Source organism: Granulicella sibirica (genome assembly GCF_004115155.1).
Lineage (GTDB): Bacteria > Acidobacteriota > Terriglobia > Terriglobales > Acidobacteriaceae > Edaphobacter > Edaphobacter sibiricus.
This window is the reverse complement of sequence record NZ_RDSM01000001.1, coordinates 1,683,377-1,700,136: the sequence shown is the minus strand read 5'-3', so window position 1 is coordinate 1,700,136 and position 16,760 is coordinate 1,683,377. Positions and strand designations below refer to the sequence as shown.

Here is a 16,760-nt window from a genome sequence, read left to right as displayed (position 1 = left end):
GTTTCAGGCAGCCTTTTTAGCTCCTATTGCGGTCCAATTTCACGGATCTGCTCACTATATAAACCAAGGAGCACCACCATGCGTTTCTGCGCCAATGCGCTCGGTCTCTCGACCTTCATAACCCTTCTCCTTGCTGCTTCGTTGAAAGCGGAACCGATTCCAGTTCGATACGGTCAAGGGTCGAGTCATGGCTTTCTCGCGCTCAAAACTCTCGACGGCGTGACAATCGCGACAGGCGAGTCAACGCAGGTCGTCAGCAGAGGTAAGGTAACTTCGCGGTTGATATTCCGTTTTAAGGATGGCTCTGTTGATGAAGACGTGACCGTTTTCACGCAAGACAAGGTTTTCCGCTTGTTGACCGACCACCACATTCAGCACGGTCCTTCGTTTCCTAAGCCGATCGACTTCCTGATCGATATGACCAGTGGCGACCTCACATTCAAAGCGGAGGACGGCAGCATTTCGAAGGAGCACATGGATCTCCCTTCTGACGTCGCCAATGGACTTCCGCCGAATCTGCTGCTGAACATCCTTCCTTCGACACCTGAGACCAAAGTCTCCTATATTGCGCCCGGCAAGAAGGCCCGACTCATTCATATTGCAATCAGACCAATGGGAACCATCCCCTTCCGAGTCGGGGCGTTTCGGCGAAAAGCTACAGATTTCACTCTCCATGTTGAACTAGGCGGCTTAACAGGAGTCGTCGCGCCCATCATCGGCAAGCAGCCGTCGGACTACCATATCTGGCTCCAGGCCGGTAATCCTCCGGCGTTCGTGCGCGAGGAAGGAGCGTTGTACGAAGGGGGACCGATCTGGAGAATGGAACAGATTAGTCCATCCTTTCAGTAGCCCTTGACTATTGCATCGTAGAGCGCGGCTTGTTCGATCAGTTAAGACCTGACTTACCGTGATGAAAGAGAAGACTAGAGGTCGTTCAGGAAGGACCCGCCACTGCGTTGCTTCTAAGGCTAATCGACCCGTGATGTCGACGGACTACGTCTTCACTGATCCAAAGCGCAAGTCCCGTTCCGGTGCTGTGCTTAATGGTGTAGACGTGGGCTCTTGTCGTCGGACTCATCCGATGGCCGATGTAATTCCTCAGCAACTTCCGTCTGGGCTATGCGGCTGTAGCGCCTGTTTGGCTCATTGAAGGGTGATTTTCCGGCCACCAAAGTACGAAGCGCGTCCCCGACGAGGAACTGCTAGCGAGGCTGATCGTGCCTCCGTGCTTTGAGAGAATTTGCTTGACGCTCCATAGGCCTAATCCGTTCCCTTGGTCCCCTTTAGTCGTCTTTCCGAATTCGAACAGGGTAGAGAGGGTGGCGCTGCTTATCCCGATTCCCTCATCCGCAATTTGAAGTTCTACACCATTTAGTGCTGAACTCAAGGAAAGGGAGACGCCACGCCCGCGCTCCGAGATGGCCTCACATGCGTTTCTTGCGAGGTTAAGAATCACTTGGCGGGTCTCCCCTGGAAAGGCTTCAATCAGGAATGGTCCTTCCCCTATGATCTCGAACTCGATACCTTTGTCGTCGATGATCGATTGCAATAAGAAACGGACAGACTCACACACTGATCGCAGATCGATCATTTCGGGCTGCTTAGACTCGCGGTGAAACGACAGCGTGGACCGCGAGATGGTGATAACGCGTTCTACCTCCTGCTGTGCCTGTTCGGCCAATTCCACCGACCCAGGAGATGATTCCGGATCGGTCGTAATGAGGTACAACATGTTCTGGATCGCCTCCAGAGGATTGCCGATTTCGTGTGCAATCACAGTCGAAAGGCGACTCCAGTCTTCGAGCTTCCTGGCGGAAAGTAGCTTCTCCTCAATCGCTCGTTTCTCCTCTTCTGCATTTGCAAGGCGATCGGCGTAGTCGCTGATTGCAAAGCCAATTGCTGAAGCTCTTTTGATCAACATGATGGCAACGTAGCCGGAAAGTAGCGCAGTAATGACGTTGGTCCCTGCATCGATCCAAAACACTGGGATCCAAGTCGTAATGACCTCGAGAAGGTGAGTGGAGCCACAAGCAACTATAAAGAGGGCGAACCCGACAACGAAGTATGCCCAGTCGCGCGCGATGACCCGGCGTGTCCTGCTCACCAGGTATAGCAGGGTGACACAGATGCTGAGATAGCTGAGAAATGTGACCAGATTCGTAACGACCATGGTCCAGATCAGGTTCGGTGCGGCCGCCCAGCAGACGGCGTGGGGCATGAGCTCAACAGGTTGGAACATCGGCGGGCCCCTTGAAAGGAAGTTACTCCGTTCTGAACGGCATTTTAGCCCCCAGCTGCCATCCTCGGCCACAGGGTCAAAAAGGGATGGCTCAATCGATCTAACAGACGCCGCATCGCCCTGCGAGCCTGCGCTTCGATAATTTTCATAGGTAAGAGAGACAGCGAAGAGGCCGTAGATTTGGCTCACGCTTTGAATACCATGAGCACGGCCTCGACTTAAAGTGCGCTAGCCTATCCAGGCGTGCGTTACTTGCGGCATTCCGTGACGTTCTCTCGCCAGTTCTCCCGCAGCTCAATGACGGATAGGTGAACTGGTCGTCGGCCTGGCGAGGACTTGCGGAACGCTCTAAGTGATGGCCGAAACGTAGGAATTCTGGCCACGCCATATGGCCATTTGGGGAGAGTCGTTGCCATACCGCCTTTATCCTTGGACTGGTATCCCACTATCGAACTCTGTGTAGTTGTCCAAATGGTCTTTGATGACGTGGTAACACTCGCAAGCCTTGGCTTCCAATCGGCTCACGTCGAGAATGTGAATCACTCCCCGGGTGTATTCAATGAGCCCCTCATCCTTCAAAATTGCGGCAGCCTGGGAGACTGTGGGCCTGGAGTTTCCCAACATGTGGGCGAGAAATTCATGGGACATTTTGTAGGTCGTGTTCTGTGCCCGGTCTGCGCAGATGAGCAACCATCGGGCAAGACGTTGGTCCACCTCATGTTGCGCATTGCAGCCAGCCGACTGCATAGCGTGGACGAGCTGCGTCTGGACGTACCTGAGTGCAAGCGACTGAAAGACGCCTCCCCGATTGAACTCTCTTCTCGCTGCCTCTAAAGAGCAGGAGTAGCCGTGACCCGCAATCTGTGTGTAGACCCGGTTAAGGCTTCGCTTCGTTCCCATGAGGGCGGAAACTCCAATGATGGATTCGTAGCCAAACATGCCTACTTCGACCTGTGCTCCATCCGAAAAGGTCGTCGTCATGGACGCCATTCCTTCTTCAACAAAGTAGACATCCTGGATGATGTCGCCTTAGCAAACTGCCAAACCCGGATGACGACGACTAGCGATCGGTTCTTCTCTGTAACCGTATAGATACGTAGAATCTCAACGGTCTGGCCGGTGACCTATTCTCGTTCAAAGTCTGACCTAGCGGCCTCTCGCCCCATGTCTGCAGGAAGGAACAACGAAAAGACCGTCCCGTGGCGGGAAAACAGTTCGGAGGTGCGCAGCGATAATCTTCCGCCATGCTTCTTTACCAAGTCGAGCGAGATCCAGAGTCCCAGGCCAGAACCCGTGATGCCCTTAGTGGTGAAAAAAGGTTCAAAGATCCTGGCGGCTACGGCCTTGCTCATCCCGCTCCCAGAGTCCGCGACCGTGACAGTCACCCCTGGTCTCCCATCTTGCAGGCTCTTCCTGTAACGTACCTTCAACCACAAGGATCCGCCAAGACGCGACGCATCAATGGCGTTGCCCACCAGATTTGCAAGAACTTGTCTGATCTCCCCCTCATAGCCGGTAACCACCGCGCTGCTGGGAAATGCCTTTATTACTTTGACGTTCGCTTGGTCTAACCGTCCCTTATACAAGGCCAGAACCGACTCGCACACAGCAACAAGGTTTACCTCAGACGCAAAGGTGCTTTGTCGATGGAAACGTAGCATTTGAGAAGTAATCTCTGAAACTCGTTTCAACTCACCTTCCGCAAGGGCAACAAAAGATTTCGTTTCAGCGCTGAGCCGCTCATCTCCACCCACGAGATAGAGCAAATTGGTTATGGCCTCGAGTGGGTTGTTGATTTCATGGGCAAGGGAAGCGGCAAGTTTGCCCGCAGCCGCCAGTTTTTCCGTTTGTCTCAGGGTCTCTTCTTGCCTGCGGCGATCCGTCACATCATGGAAGAACGCAGCTATGCCGTCATCGCTCGGGAAAGCATGAACCTCGAACCACCTGTCGAGCGGGGGCGGATAGTATTCCTGGAATTTGACGTCTTGACCCTCCAACATAGCCTTTCGATATTCAACCCAGAAGTTGGTTCCCACGGCGTGGGGAAATAGCTCCCATACATTTTGGCCAATGAGATCAACACCGTTGGCGATCAGCGTTTGTGCATAGTGATTGAGAAATGTGAAGCGCCACTCACGATCAAGAAGGAACACTGCATCGCTGGTTGCTTCAAGCATCGCACTCAGCCGTGCCCCCTGTCTCTGCACGCTCTCAGCCTGCAAAACCAGTTTCTGATTTGAGAGGTGCAGCCGTCTTGTCTGGTACAAAGCTGTGTCTTCCAGCGCTGAAAGGAGTAGCTGCAGAGTTGCCGTTTCTGAGCGTAGCTGCTCATCCTGGATCGTCTTCAGATTCTCCTCGAGATGCCGGCCCGGCCGATTTATCGGATCATCGTCAAAGATCCGACCGCGCGTAAAGGGCAGGAGAGCGAGCTTCACACCCAAGGCAATTGTCCGGAACAGTTCTGCCGTCTCGCGGGTGATACGAACTTTTGAGAAGAGGATTATTGCGAAGAGCTCGCCGGACGGAAGAAGACCGCCAAACCCCAGAACTGAACTAATCCCATAGGCTCCAACGAAGCCCTTTTGCGCAGGGATGAGCGGATCCCCATTCGCGTTCTCAACATGAAACACGTTGAACGTATGCTGTTCCGAGTCCAAGATGATCTGAGGATCGGGATAGAGCGTGGATTCTATTTCGAGACCCATTTGGCGAATGAGCGCAGCAATCATCGGCGCTCGTTCAACTAGCTCCACGCTTTCAAGTGGAATCACCGCATGGCCCTGTGAGGTTCGGCGATCATTCCATTCTGGCCTGTCGCCTGCCGTGGCTAATAGAGTGAGACAAGGGAGGCTTGGACTTGGATCATTCTGGAGCAGCGCTTTTCGGGCCACTTTTTCCAGCTCCACGGGTAGGTCGAAGAAGCGATGTGTTTTGAAGCAGCGAACCAGAGCGCAGTTTGTCTGACCGTATGCAGAAGAGAGCTTTCCGTGAAGAAAGCTGACGATCCTCCGGGCTGCGTCTTCCATCGTGGCGGAGTTCTGTGACTCTATGCGAAGTGCCCGCCCGCACTCGATCATTTCTTTCAGCCCGAATTCAGCTAAGTCGTAACGACCCTGAGGATCGTGCGCAGCTTCAACCATCGCATTCTCTCGGCTCTCTTGTACCAGACTAGAAACGCATGAACCGGGAGCCTTGGGCAATTCTGAGAGGTTCTTTGGGGGGACCACATCTAGAAATCCGCAGCCGACCGCCAGGCACCACCCAATTGTATCGACTATACATAAGTTAGCTTATCAGACATAAGTTCTTTGTTATCTTTAGTATACAGGATGGCGATCAAGCCTCGCAGAGCGAGTAGCTGCGAGTGATCCCTCAAGCCTTCGGGTCTGTGGCAGCCAACATGATTGTTCGGAGTTCATTGATCTGTTGCTCCGCAAGTTCGGCGTAGAAGCGAACCTTATCAACGTGCTCCGACTCATGGTTGATCAGCCAACTAAGATTAGCGAGAGCTTCTATGGGCGGGGTCAGCCGATGAAGCAAGTCCCCAACCTGAGAGTTCTTGGAGTCGTCCATAAACCCTTCATATCCCACATAAATTGCAGTCGTGCGCTTGCGAAGGCTGAAATGTTCGATGCAGTATTTAGGTGAGATCGCTGTCGGTGGTGCTCTAGGGGGTCAACAAGGCTCGCACGGAGTCGATGAACGCACTAGGACCGGACAGAGGGTTTACGGTTGGATAAGTCGTCTCAGTCATCGGTGTGGTCGGTCCTGAGAGCAATAGGAGCTGTCTGATGTCCGATTTTTCGCTTCGGGAAAGTGCGATAGCGCCTGAGAGTTGAGGAGGAGTGAGGGTGTGACAAAGAATGAGCAACTCGACAGTACGAGTCGTGCTCAAGCTCTTAATCTCATCTAGGTCTGTTGCCGTGCCTGCCTTAAGCCCAGCATTTTGCAGCACCCACGCTCGCGTATTGAGGAGGGTTCTGTCTTGGCCGTAAATGACAATTTGAGCGTCTGGGACCATGGTCGGATTTCTCACCGTCGCGCTTGTCGCAGAATATCCGATAGGCATTTTATCGTCTGTCGGCCAGGCGACTCAACCCGAAATCAGCTCTCTCTGACGACTTTCTGCGGGTCTTTGTCGTCCCGTAAGGTGACAAACTTGGTGTGACGTAGATGATCGGCCCCGGTCCACTCAAGAAAGTCGAACCGTCCCACCGCCTCGGGCCGCAGCCACACGCACTCCTTCATTTTGTCCGCCGTAAGTCCTTGCCCCCAGCGGCCCGCCCCCGTCTCAGGAAGATTCACGAAGGGGCACCGCTCTGTCTTCAGGTCTTTTATTTGGGCGAATACCTCGCGGCGGGTCGCCGGGACGAAGCCCGCACGGACTCTGGCAGCGTAAATGAGTTCTTTGCCCCGGTAGAAGCCAATGATGAGAGCGTCAAACCCCTGCGTCCCTTTGGTGTAGCCGCCGATCACAAATTCTTGGCCGAGGTTGATGCGATGCTTCGCCCACAATCCGGTCCGCTTACCGGGCTGGTAGATGCCGTCGACTCGCTTTGCGACAACGCCCTCTAGCCCATGCTGGCGTACAAAGGACAGCATCGCCCGGGAATCAGTCTGAACCACCGAAAGGCTGATGTGGTCGTTCACCGGCACGATCTTTTCAAGGATTGCTCGACGCTCCGCTAGGGGAAGGTGTGTGAGGTCTTTGCCCTTCGAGACCAGGATGTCGAAGGCATAGTAGTGAATTTGGGACTCCGCTGAGCGGAAGTTTTGAAGCAGGTTGAAGTCCGTCCGGCCCTCGTCGTCAAGGGCTACCAGCTCTCCGTCAATGATCGTATTCTTAGGAAGTCCTTTCAATGCGGCAGCGATGTAAGGAAACTTCTGATTGAGCATGTTGCCACGGCGTGAGAAGAGCGTTGTCTCTGATCCATCCTTGACCGCCTCCAGCCGAAAGCCATCGAGTTTGATCTCGTAGGTCCACTCAGGACCTTCGGGAATCACCGGGACTGCTAGACACTCCATCGATTCGATAAAGCCAATGTTGGGGGCATCCTGCTTATTGGTCGTCGCAGCGCTCATGAGGTCTCCCATATTGCTTTGCACGGTGGATCTATCTAAGACTTGAGACTCTTGGGCCTTACGATGCGGTCGATGGTTGAGATGGATACGCCGAAGGACTTCGCAAGATCAACCTTTGTTTCCTTTCGGCCTGCCCACAAAGCTTTGATCTGACGTATTTGCTGGGGCGACATCTTATGTTTGCGCCCTCCGGTTCGTCCTCGGGCCTTCGCTGCTGACAATCCGATCATCGTGCGCTCTCGAATTAACTCGCGTTCAAATTGTGTAAGGGCTGCGAAGAAGTGGAACACGAGCCGCCCTGATGCTGTGGTTGTATCGAAGTTCTCCGTCAGCGAGCGGAAGTTGACGCCTTCTTTCTCAAAGCGGGCTACGAGTTCAAGCAAGTCGCGGAGCGATCGCGCGAGACGGTCAAGACGCCATACGACAAGTGTGTCTCCGGCCTCCAGATTGTCCAGACACTTCTCCAGCTCCGGTCGATCCATCGTTCGACCGCTGCCCTCCTCCTGGTAGATGCGCTTACACTTCGCCCCTTTCAGTGCGGGTATCTGGGCTTCGGTATTTTGGTCGGCGGTCGACACTCGTGCATAGCCAACGATCATGAGAGACAACATATCATAAACGGATAATCTCCCAGAAGTGCAATAAAGCTGTCACAAACGGTTGTCGATAGTGTATGATTGTGACGTTGAGTTATGACAGGTTTTTACGCGGTTTCGTTCAACGAATTGAGCGAGCTAAAAGACGTGTCGCAAACGGTCGTTTGTGATGGGATTGAGTGGAGCGTTGCGATTCAAGGGCGGAGGAATGTGATGCGGGTTCTGGTCGACGGTGAGGGTACGGTGATTGAAGGCGAAGTGATCGGCGGGACGCTCGTGAGTGACGTTGCTGAAAACTATGATCTTGCCGATGAGTTCACCGTGCGCTGCGATGACGGGCAGTGCTTCTTGATCCATGGGTGGATGGTCGATGTCGAGGTTGTACATGATGTGCCGCAACGGGTGATGTAGCTAAATGGCAGGCCTCAAGCAGCTGTCGCTGTGCTGCCCGTGCGGCAATGAGAAGATCCTTGCGCTGGGCCTTTGCTCGACCTGCTACACGCTTAAGCGCCAAGATGAGGAATACTTCGGCGGTCATCGCGAAGAAGTTCTGGCTCGTGATGGCTATAGATGTCGTATCCCCGATTGCGCAACGTTAAAGCGGGGAAAGCGCTCCGTGGCAGTTCATCATCGTATGCCTGGCAACAACGATCCCAAGCTTATGATTACGCTCTGCCTCCCTTGTCACGCTAAGGTTGGCCGCACGCAGTTCCTAGAGAACGAATGGCCCGAGCTTCTTCGCACACTCTGGCGGGAGCAACACCCTGAAGCAAAAGAGCAGACGTTTCTAAACTTCAACATTCGCGAAGAAGTTCGTGAAACGCTACATCTCTTCGACGACGGACGTTGTGCTGCCGAGCTGCAGAGGTTTGAAAAACGCGGAAAGCTTCAACGTGGTTCCCTTGTCCGTTCTGCCAGGCCCAGAAGCGGCCGGCTGACTTATTAGCGAATTGTGATGTCGGCCATGTCGATCCTCACCAGCAAAGGTTCGGGCACACGCTGGTAGTCACCCTCGTAGGCATAGATCCTGCGCTTTGTCGGGATGATGATGCCTTCCACATCGCGGTAGTCAGACGCGTAGTTCAATCCCGTGGCCCCATCGAGGATATCCACGGTGTAGTCGTGGCGCCGCAGGAGGCCATCCGGCCCGAAGCAGGAAATCTGTTCCCGCGTATGACTCTTGATGGTGTCGGGGAATGTGATCTTGAGCCGGCGCCATTGCTCGCCATCCACCTCGATGGAAGCGATCTCGTCCGTTACAAACCCTGGCTCGGTGTACAGGAAGGGCGTATTCAGGTAAGTCCAGAGAGCCTCGCCCTGGAAGTAAGCGACCTGCAGATCGTCCCATGGCGTCTCACGTGACTGGCCGATAAAAATCTCTTCAGGATTCATGCGCTCCTGAAGGAGTGTGCCGTCGCGGCGCTCCATGACCATGCGCTTTGGTTCAAAGATGAACCGCTTGTTCTGCCTTGGAAAATCGGTGACAAGGCGCTCCTTTGTCGTATCAACCGTCATCACAATGTCCTTCAGGTAGTCGCCCTGGCTCTTAACGAACCAGATCGCCCCTGTGAGCGATGCGGCGACTGTAATGGAACTGATCTGTTTCCAACGCTTCAAACCACCGTGTGCGTCGACTGCGAGTTGCAATAGGTCGTTCATAACATCCTCCGGTTACCGGGTTGGAGTTGGTGACTGCGAGTGCACACAGCCTAGACTTGCGGCGTCTCGAGTTGTTCGTTGAACGATGTGACGAATGCCGATTCTTCGAGGCCGACCTGGCCCCTCAAGAACCTGGCTCGCGGGACCATGATCTCGTTGGCTTCCGTGGCGAGTACATCCAGCGTTCCCTCCAGGAACTCATGCAGCGGCATGGCACGAGGCTCTTCGCTGCTGTTGAGCAACTCTGTCTGGACCCAGGGCGGAATGATCTCAAGCACCGACACCGAACTGTGCCGCAGCTTGAAGCGAAGAGACTGCGCGTAGGAATGAAGAGCGGCTTTCGTGGACGAGTACACAGCCGTCATCGCCATGGGTGTGAACCCCAGCACTGATGACACGATCATGACGGCAGCTGAGTCTTGCTGCTTCAGGTGCTCGATCAATGCCGCGGTGAGCCGAATCGGGCCAACAAGGTTGGTCGTGATGGTCGATGTGATGAGGTCGTCATCAAGGGCAGTACTTGCATCATCGATCTGCATGATGCCCGCGTTATTGATGAGGACGTTCAGCTTCGGGTATTTCGCAATCAGTTCCTGGGCCGCGTTCTGGATGCTCGCCGGATCGGTGACATCCACTTCAATGAAGTCCATGCCTGGGTTTGCTTCAACCGCCTTTTCCAGATGCCCCTTGCGGCGGCCAGAGATGATGACTTTGTTTCCGCGTCCATGGAGTGCTTCAGCGAGTGCCCGTCCAATGCCGGAGCCGCCGCCCGTGATAAAGATCGTATTTCCTTCCAGCTTCATAGCTGTGCTCCTTCGCGGTTGATTGACACCTGTGGTTGGCAGTCGCCGGAAGGTCCATAAATCGATGGGACCTTTATTCCAAACGGCCGTAAGAACACTGAGATTTGTCCGCGGTGATGAATAGCGTCGGCATGAAACAGCCAGAAGATTTGACCGAGTGGCTGATCCAGCAAGACGCGCGGGCCTGCCATAACGACGCGGTCCGTCTCCCATTCCTTCTGCGCCATCACAAGAAGGGCGACGGTCAACTCCTGCGTCGCTCGATCGAACGCTGTGAGTAGCTCCGCGTAGGCCGGGTGGGGATCGCGCGGCACCTCAGCGAGAGGATGACCCGTGAGTTGATTGCAAATGCGAAGACAACGGACGATGGTCCACGCGATGACACCGACTGTTGACGATGCCGGGTGAGCCCGATACTCAAGCATCTCGGGCGTCATTGCATGGAGCACCTTACGCGTCGTCGCGGATTCGATCCTGTGACGCTCACGAAAGAAGCCGACTGTGCCGACACAGTCAAAGTCACACATACTGCACCTCGACGATCTGCCCCAGCCTGGGATAGTCCGTGTATCCGGAGCTCGTTGCCCCGTAATAGCCCTCTGGACGCTGTTCATTGAGCGGGGCATGGACGCGGATACGTTCCACGAGGTCGGGGTTCGCGATGTAGTCGCGTCCGAACGCAGCGAGTTCACCCAGCCCCTGCTGCAGCAGCTCCTCCGCGTGCGTCGCACTGATGCCAGCGTTGATGATCCGCGTTCCCTCGTACAGCTTCCCTATGCGATGGAGAACGTCATCACCCGCAAGCGGCTGAAGCGGCGTGCCCTTGAGGTCCGCAAGTTGCCGCATCACCATCAGGTGAGAAAGGCCATAGTCATTAAGGCGGCGATAGATGTATTCGGATGTGGACAGTGTCGAAGACCCCGAGCGGAAGCCGCCACGCTCAGGCATCATCGGCCCGGCCTTGACGCCGACGCGCTGCGACGGCCAGACCTCGAGCACTGCTTCAATCACCTCAAACAGAAGCCGCGCGCGATTCTCGATCGACCCCCCGTATGCATCTGTTCGCAGATTCAGATTCTGCTGCAGGAATTGTTGAAAGAGATAGACGAAGCCGCCTTGTATCTGCACGCCATCAAAGCCCGCGTCGCGTGCTACCTGTGAAGCATGCCGGAAGTCCGCAACGGTCTGTCGGATGTCGTCCAGCGTCATCGCTTCAGGAACCGATGTCAGCTCCGTATTGTTATAGCCGGTGTGAACGAGTTGCTCTGGGTCCACCGCTGACGGACCGAGCGGCCCGCGTCCCGTGCCGACCAGGGCCTTATTTGAGACGGCCCCCTGGTGCCACAACTGCACGATGATGCGGCTGCCCTCTGCGTGAACTGCATCGGTGATGGATTGCCATCCCTTACGATGCTCCTCGGTGTAGACCCCTGGCGCGCCGAACCACCCTCGCGCCTGATCGCTGACGAACGTGCCCTCAGTAATGATGAGTCCGGCAGATGCCCGCTGCTGGTAGTACTCGCGCATGAGCGCGTTCGGTACTGCCCCAGCGGCCGGCGCACGCATACGCGTAAGCGGCGCCATCACAATGCGATTGGAAAGCGTAAGGTCGCCGAAACGAAACGGTTCCAACAGCAGACGAGGGTTTTGTGTAAGGGTTGTCATTGCGCTGGCTCCGGGGCGAACGCCGTTCCAAACATGGGCCGCCCGCTCTTCGATTCCAGATGCGTGGCCTCGTCCTGGATCACGTCCCAGTGCTCCACGAGAAGTCCGTCCTTTACCAGCACGATATCGGCGACGATCCAGTTCCGAGGAAGCCCGTGACCAGAGAAGCGACCATGGAGAATGACGTAGTCGCCTTCGGCTGCGGCTACGGCATTTTCATAACGAAGCGTAGTAGGCAGCGCCTTTGTCAGGTCCAGCAACCCGTCGCGGCCGGGACCGATGTGAGCACTGTGCTGGATGTACTCCGGTGACCACAGCGTCTCTGCGCGCGCGTAATCGCGCTTGTTGAAGAGTGTGTCGAAGGCTTCGAGAACAAGTGCGCGATTTGTTTCTGCGAGTGTCGGTTTCATCGTTGCCCCATCAGTGAAACTGTTGTCTTAGTGAGAGAAGATTCGTTGATTGCGTCGATCAGGCGATGTAATTCCACTGCGTGAGCGAAGGTCCGGACGGTCGTTGCTCCGGTCTGCTTATCGGACGCGAAAGCCGCATAAAGCTGCGCGAGATCCTGTATGCTCACGTCCAGATCGGAGCGCGGAATTTGGATCGTGGAGGAAGGCAGGAGAAGCGATGCCCATGCGCCTTTGTCTCCCAGAGCGGCTTCGATTACGTCGTGACGCTTCGTGACAAACGCCCTGTCATTGAAGACCTTCAAGTCGCCCTCGGTGCCGGTGATCTCGATCCGCAGACCGGACAGGTTCTGTTTGCCGCCTTCAATGTGGATCTGGAACAGACCTCCGTTTGCGAGCCGCCCCATCGCCATTACCTCATCGGGCGTTTCGTTCGGGAGCTGCTCCCCGGTGCGCGTCAAGGTGAGTGTTGGGAACTGCGTCTCGACGATTGCGATAAGTGATTCCGGACGTCCGATGGCATGGAACAGCATGTCCATGAAGTGTCCGCCATAAATCGAGAGCACGTGAGAGAAGTTCTTCGCAGGCAGCGTCCACTCAAGAGACGCTGAACGAGTCGGACCGAATGAGTCCATGCTCACGTGCATGTGCACGGACCGCACATCGCCGATGTATCGTTCCTGTAAGAGCTGCGAGAGATGTTGCGAGCTGGCGCCCAGAGTGCGTTGCAGGCCGACAACATGCCTGACTCCGGCGGCTTCGGCGAGACGCAGAAGTTGTGCAGAGTCGTTCGTATTCGTCGTGAGAGGCCATTCACAGTAGACGTCTTTCCCCGCTGCGATTGCCGATTTGACGATGCAGGCATGTTGAGGCGCTGGCGACAGAACGGCCACCAGGTCAACATCAGGCAAGGCCACCAGGTCTTCGACTCGCGAAACGGCACGCTCAATGCCGAACTTCTTCGCAGTGTCCGTTGCCTTGTCGATGCTTCGGCTGCACACGGCTGCGATCTCGTACTGGGGGAGAAGTTGGAGTGCGGGTATGTGACCGTAGGTCGCCCAGTTTCCGACGCCTACGAGGCCCACTCGAATTGGTTTGTGTTCGGACATAAGTCTTCCTACTTCCAGGGCACTGTTAGTAACGAAAACGCTCTGCGTGTTTGTTTGCAAAATCCGCCAGGGTGGACGGATTTCGCCCGATGAGACTGGGCAAGTTGTCGAAGACTTCATCCGCGCCGATGTCCACGCCATTCGTGAAGTCGGTGTAGCTGTCGAAGACGCACTTCATGTAGGCCGGCTCCGCCCCCGCTGCGAGCACATTGCGAAGGAATTCCGCCGGTGACTGAGGCTCATACGTGAAGCGCTGGCCCAACACTTCGGTAAACGTCTGAGCCAGGTCGTAGTATGTCTTGGCTTCATAGCCCATGCGATAGGTCATGCCTGCATGCTTCGCGGGGTCGGCGAGACATTCTGCAGCAACCGCTGCAACGTCACCACAATCGACCCAACTGAGTTTTGCCGCGCCGACGTAGTGCTTGATAACGCCTTGTTTGACGTAGCTTTCGCCGCCGTAGCCAAGCAGGTTTTGCATGAAGATTTCGGGGCGGAGGTGGGTGAACGTTATGCCCGACCACTCGATATACCGTTCAATAAACTGGTGCCATCCGTAGTGCGGCACGCGTGTGTCGTTGTCGCCGCATGCACCGAGATGCACGATCTGCTGAACGCCTGCCCGCTTCGCACAGTTCACAAGATCTTTGCTCTGGCGAAGCATATCGACGGTGTAGCCAGTTGCCATGAAGATGCGGTCGATACCGCGCAGTGCCGGCGCGAAGGTGGTGAAGTCATCCAGGTCAAGATGGACTGTTGGCACAGACAGATGCGCGGCCTTGGCTTGATTGCGCACAGCTGCGATCACCTCCACATCGGACTTCTCACTTAGCAGAGGAAGCAGCGCGCCACCGACCTGCCCTGTAGCGCCCATCACAAGAACTCTCGCCTTCGTTGCCATAGCGTTCACCTTTGTCGATGCGTTGGAGGGCGCGACTCCACTTTCTCCGCGCGAGAGCGGAGCCCGCGTCCTGAGTGGGGTTGTGGTTACTGGATCAACGAGTCAGCTGCCAGCAGGATGATGTCTGCGACGTCCTGCGGGTGTGACATGAAGGGGCAGTGGCTCGATGCAACGGACCGCACGGTCGCGCCCATGCGTTTTGCAAGGAACGTTTGAGCTGGAGGAGGAATCATCCTGTCGTCAGTGCATACCAGGTACCACGACGGGATGGTCTTCCAGGCAGGAGCAGTTTCTTTGCCGCTGAAGGCCTCGAAGCTTAGCGGCTTCTGCACGGCGGCCATCACTGCAGCCTCCTCGTCGGAAGCGCCTCCGGCGAAGGCGTCATGGAACTTGTCCCGGTTGATCCACAGGAAGCCCTGCGTGTCCGGCTCAATGGCAGTGGAGCCCGGCGATGGTGGGCCTTCTTTGGAGAGAGACTCAAGACTCTCGCCTTCATCGAGACCAAACGCAGTGATGTAGACCAGCGCCTTCACCTGCGGCGTTGCCGTGGCTGCGCCCGTGATGACGGCTCCGCCGTAGGAGTGACCGACCAGAACCGTAGGCTCAGGTTGGTCCACGAGCAGGCGGCGTGTCACGTCGATGTCGTTCTCCAAAGACGTCAAGGGTATCTGCGCCGCGGTGACGGTGTAGCCCTTTGCCTGCAGCAGAAGGACGACCTTGCTCCAGCATGTGCCATCGGCCCACGCGCCATGTACGAGCATGATGTTCAGTTTCTTGTTCATTTCATTTCTCCCTGGGTACAGATCTCAAGCGCTCAACATTGCTTTGTATGCGGGGTAGTCCGTATAGCCCCGCGCGTCGAAGGTGTAGAAGGTATCCCGGTCGTAATCGTTCAAGGGCAGATGCTCGCGCATGCGGCTCACCAGGTCGGGATTGGACACAAAGTGCCGGCCGAAGGCAACTGCATCCAGCAGTCTACCTGTGATCGCAGCGTCGGCAGTGTCTGCCTCAAACCCGCCCGCCGCGACCAGACTGCCCTTGAAGATGGGCCGCAGCTGCTTCGCTGCAACCGCGCCGTCTTCCGGACGGGTGGTGTAACCACCCGCAACACGAGGTTCGATGAGATGAAGGTACGCAAGATCGAAGGTGTTCAACTGTTCCGCGATATACGAAAACAGGGCGAGCGGATCAGAGTCAGACATGCCGTTGAATGTGCCGCCGGGGCCAAGCCTCACGGCAACGCGCCCTGCGCCCCATACGGAGACAAGTTCCTGAACGACCTCCGACAGGATGCGGTAGCGATTCTGGAGCGAGCCGCCGTATTCGTCCGCGCGTTTGTTGCTGCCGTTTTGCAGGAACTGGTCGATGAAGTAGCCATTCGCGGCATGTACTTCCACTCCGTCGAAACCGGCGTCCATGGCGCGCTGTGCGGCGCGGCGGTAGTCCTGCACGATTGCTGCAATCTCTACGACGGACAGTGCACGATGCGGTGAGGGCTGTACCCATCCACCGGGGATGGAGACGAGATGGCTGGGATGCTGCCAATACGCAGCATCGACGGAAGCGCTGACAGGCTCCGCTCCACCTGTCATGGCGACATGCGACGAGCGGCCTGTGTGCCACAATTGCGCGAACATGTGCCCGCCCTTTGCGTGCACGGCTGCCGTGACGGACTTCCATCCCAGGACCTGTTGGTCTGAGTAAAGACCTGGCGCTCCCAGCCAGCCGCGACTGGTGAGCGAAATGTTTGTTGCTTCAGAGATGATGAGGCCACCGTCCGATGCGCGCTGTTCGTAGTACCTGCGCATGAGATCGCCGGGAACAGAGTCGGGCTGCACCGACCGTGATCGCGTGAGAGGCGCCATGATCACACGGTGCTTAAGGGTTAGCTGACCGAGCTGAACTGGAGTAAAGAGTGCATGTGTACTTGCCATAAGCCTACTTCCGGGTTTGCATTTCTGAGGGCAATGCGTCACACAGCGAGGGTAGAACGGAACTGCGTGTTCCCTTGAGACCACTTCGAGCAAGTGCAGGTGGGCTCTTTCGAGCCATCGAACTAATTGCTCTTTGGCAGGATCACAACGCGCCGGCCGTACCGAATGGCATCCATGGAGTAAGCTCCGGCGCCCAGGCACGCAAGGGCGATGGCATGAACGACGCTGATTACCAGCACGGCGCTCGGCGGCCAACCTTCAACGCAAACCTCCACTAAGGCTGCGGCTGCGCAACAGAGTGGCAACATGGCGCCTGCTGTCACGGCGATCGATAGCCCCACTGCTACTACGTACACCGCAGGAGA

General features: G+C 56.1%; 18 protein-coding genes. 3 read left to right on the top strand and 15 right to left on the bottom strand.

Annotated elements, in window-relative coordinates:
* The first annotated feature begins 78 nt into the window (after window positions 1-78).
* The gene (locus tag GRAN_RS07090; RefSeq protein ID WP_128912232.1) at window positions 79-849 is read left to right on the top strand and encodes a hypothetical protein; all 771 of its coding nucleotides are present in this window, start codon (window positions 79-81) and stop codon (window positions 847-849) included.
* A gap of 268 nt (window positions 850-1,117) precedes the next feature.
* Here the strand turns inward: GRAN_RS07090 and GRAN_RS07085 are convergent, their stop codons facing one another.
* The 6 genes from GRAN_RS07085 to GRAN_RS07060 all read right to left on the bottom strand — a co-directional run bounded on the left by GRAN_RS07085 (window position 1,118) and on the right by GRAN_RS07060 (window position 7,920).
* Window positions 1,118-2,218 carry a sensor histidine kinase gene (locus GRAN_RS07085; RefSeq protein WP_161570880.1) on the bottom strand — a complete coding sequence of 367 codons (1,101 nt, stop codon included), beginning with the start codon at window positions 2,216-2,218 and terminating at the stop codon, window positions 1,118-1,120.
* Window positions 2,219-2,662: 444 nt separating this feature from the next.
* The gene (locus GRAN_RS07080; RefSeq protein ID WP_241654383.1) at window positions 2,663-3,220 is read right to left on the bottom strand and encodes a Crp/Fnr family transcriptional regulator; all 558 of its coding nucleotides are present in this window, start codon (window positions 3,218-3,220) and stop codon (window positions 2,663-2,665) included.
* A gap of 143 nt (window positions 3,221-3,363) precedes the next feature.
* The gene (locus tag GRAN_RS07075) at window positions 3,364-5,379 is read right to left on the bottom strand and encodes a two-component system sensor histidine kinase NtrB (RefSeq protein WP_128912229.1); all 2,016 of its coding nucleotides are present in this window, start codon (window positions 5,377-5,379) and stop codon (window positions 3,364-3,366) included.
* Window positions 5,380-5,611: 232 nt separating this feature from the next.
* Window positions 5,612-5,812 (bottom strand): hypothetical protein, encoded by a 201-nt coding sequence (locus GRAN_RS07070; RefSeq protein WP_128912228.1) that lies wholly within the window; start codon window positions 5,810-5,812, stop codon window positions 5,612-5,614.
* Window positions 5,813-6,343: 531 nt separating this feature from the next.
* A complete protein-coding gene (gene ligD / locus GRAN_RS07065) occupies window positions 6,344-7,321 on the bottom strand; it encodes a non-homologous end-joining DNA ligase (RefSeq protein WP_161570879.1) in 978 nt (325 codons plus the stop codon).
* A 35-nt stretch (window positions 7,322-7,356) separates the two neighbouring features.
* The gene (locus GRAN_RS07060) at window positions 7,357-7,920 is read right to left on the bottom strand and encodes a recombinase family protein (RefSeq protein WP_128912226.1); all 564 of its coding nucleotides are present in this window, start codon (window positions 7,918-7,920) and stop codon (window positions 7,357-7,359) included.
* 93 nt (window positions 7,921-8,013) lie between these two features.
* Here GRAN_RS07060 and GRAN_RS07055 point away from each other — a divergent pair, with 93 nt between their 5' ends.
* Both GRAN_RS07055 and GRAN_RS07050 read left to right on the top strand, forming a co-directional pair.
* Entirely contained in the window at window positions 8,014-8,328 is a 315-nt protein-coding gene (locus GRAN_RS07055; protein WP_128912225.1) for a hypothetical protein, read from the top strand.
* A gap of 4 nt (window positions 8,329-8,332) precedes the next feature.
* The gene (locus GRAN_RS07050) at window positions 8,333-8,863 is read left to right on the top strand and encodes an HNH endonuclease (protein ID WP_241654382.1); all 531 of its coding nucleotides are present in this window, start codon (window positions 8,333-8,335) and stop codon (window positions 8,861-8,863) included.
* Here the strand turns inward: GRAN_RS07050 and GRAN_RS07045 are convergent.
* From GRAN_RS07045 to GRAN_RS07005, 9 genes are all read right to left on the bottom strand, one after another.
* Window positions 8,860-9,576: a hypothetical protein gene (locus GRAN_RS07045; protein ID WP_128912224.1), complete on the bottom strand. Its 717-nt coding sequence runs from the start codon at window positions 9,574-9,576 to the stop codon at window positions 8,860-8,862. The genes GRAN_RS07050 and GRAN_RS07045 overlap by 4 nt on opposite strands.
* 50 nt (window positions 9,577-9,626) lie before the next feature.
* A complete protein-coding gene (locus tag GRAN_RS07040) occupies window positions 9,627-10,379 on the bottom strand; it encodes an SDR family oxidoreductase (protein ID WP_128912223.1) in 753 nt (250 codons plus the stop codon).
* Window positions 10,376-10,906 carry a DinB family protein gene (locus GRAN_RS07035; protein WP_161570878.1) on the bottom strand — a complete coding sequence of 177 codons (531 nt, stop codon included), beginning with the start codon at window positions 10,904-10,906 and terminating at the stop codon, window positions 10,376-10,378. Before GRAN_RS07035 ends, GRAN_RS07040 begins: the two co-directional genes overlap by 4 nt.
* Window positions 10,899-12,044, bottom strand: a complete 1,146-nt coding sequence (locus GRAN_RS07030; RefSeq protein ID WP_128912221.1) for an alkene reductase — start codon at window positions 12,042-12,044, stop codon at window positions 10,899-10,901. The genes GRAN_RS07035 and GRAN_RS07030 overlap by 8 nt, the downstream gene beginning before the upstream one ends.
* Window positions 12,041-12,454 (bottom strand): nuclear transport factor 2 family protein, encoded by a 414-nt coding sequence (locus GRAN_RS07025; protein WP_128912220.1) that lies wholly within the window; start codon window positions 12,452-12,454, stop codon window positions 12,041-12,043. Before GRAN_RS07025 ends, GRAN_RS07030 begins: the two co-directional genes overlap by 4 nt.
* On the bottom strand, window positions 12,451-13,560 hold the full coding sequence (locus tag GRAN_RS07020; protein WP_128912219.1) for a Gfo/Idh/MocA family protein: 1,110 nt from the start codon (window positions 13,558-13,560) through the stop codon (window positions 12,451-12,453). Before GRAN_RS07020 ends, GRAN_RS07025 begins: the two co-directional genes overlap by 4 nt.
* Window positions 13,561-13,585: 25 nt before the next feature.
* Window positions 13,586-14,461 carry an SDR family oxidoreductase gene (locus GRAN_RS07015; protein WP_128912218.1) on the bottom strand — a complete coding sequence of 292 codons (876 nt, stop codon included), beginning with the start codon at window positions 14,459-14,461 and terminating at the stop codon, window positions 13,586-13,588.
* Between the two features lie 86 nt (window positions 14,462-14,547).
* Window positions 14,548-15,243, bottom strand: a complete 696-nt coding sequence (locus tag GRAN_RS07010; protein WP_128912217.1) for an alpha/beta hydrolase — start codon at window positions 15,241-15,243, stop codon at window positions 14,548-14,550.
* A 24-nt stretch (window positions 15,244-15,267) separates the two neighbouring features.
* Window positions 15,268-16,395 (bottom strand): alkene reductase, encoded by a 1,128-nt coding sequence (locus GRAN_RS07005; protein ID WP_128912216.1) that lies wholly within the window; start codon window positions 16,393-16,395, stop codon window positions 15,268-15,270.
* Window positions 16,396-16,760 lie beyond the last annotated feature (365 nt).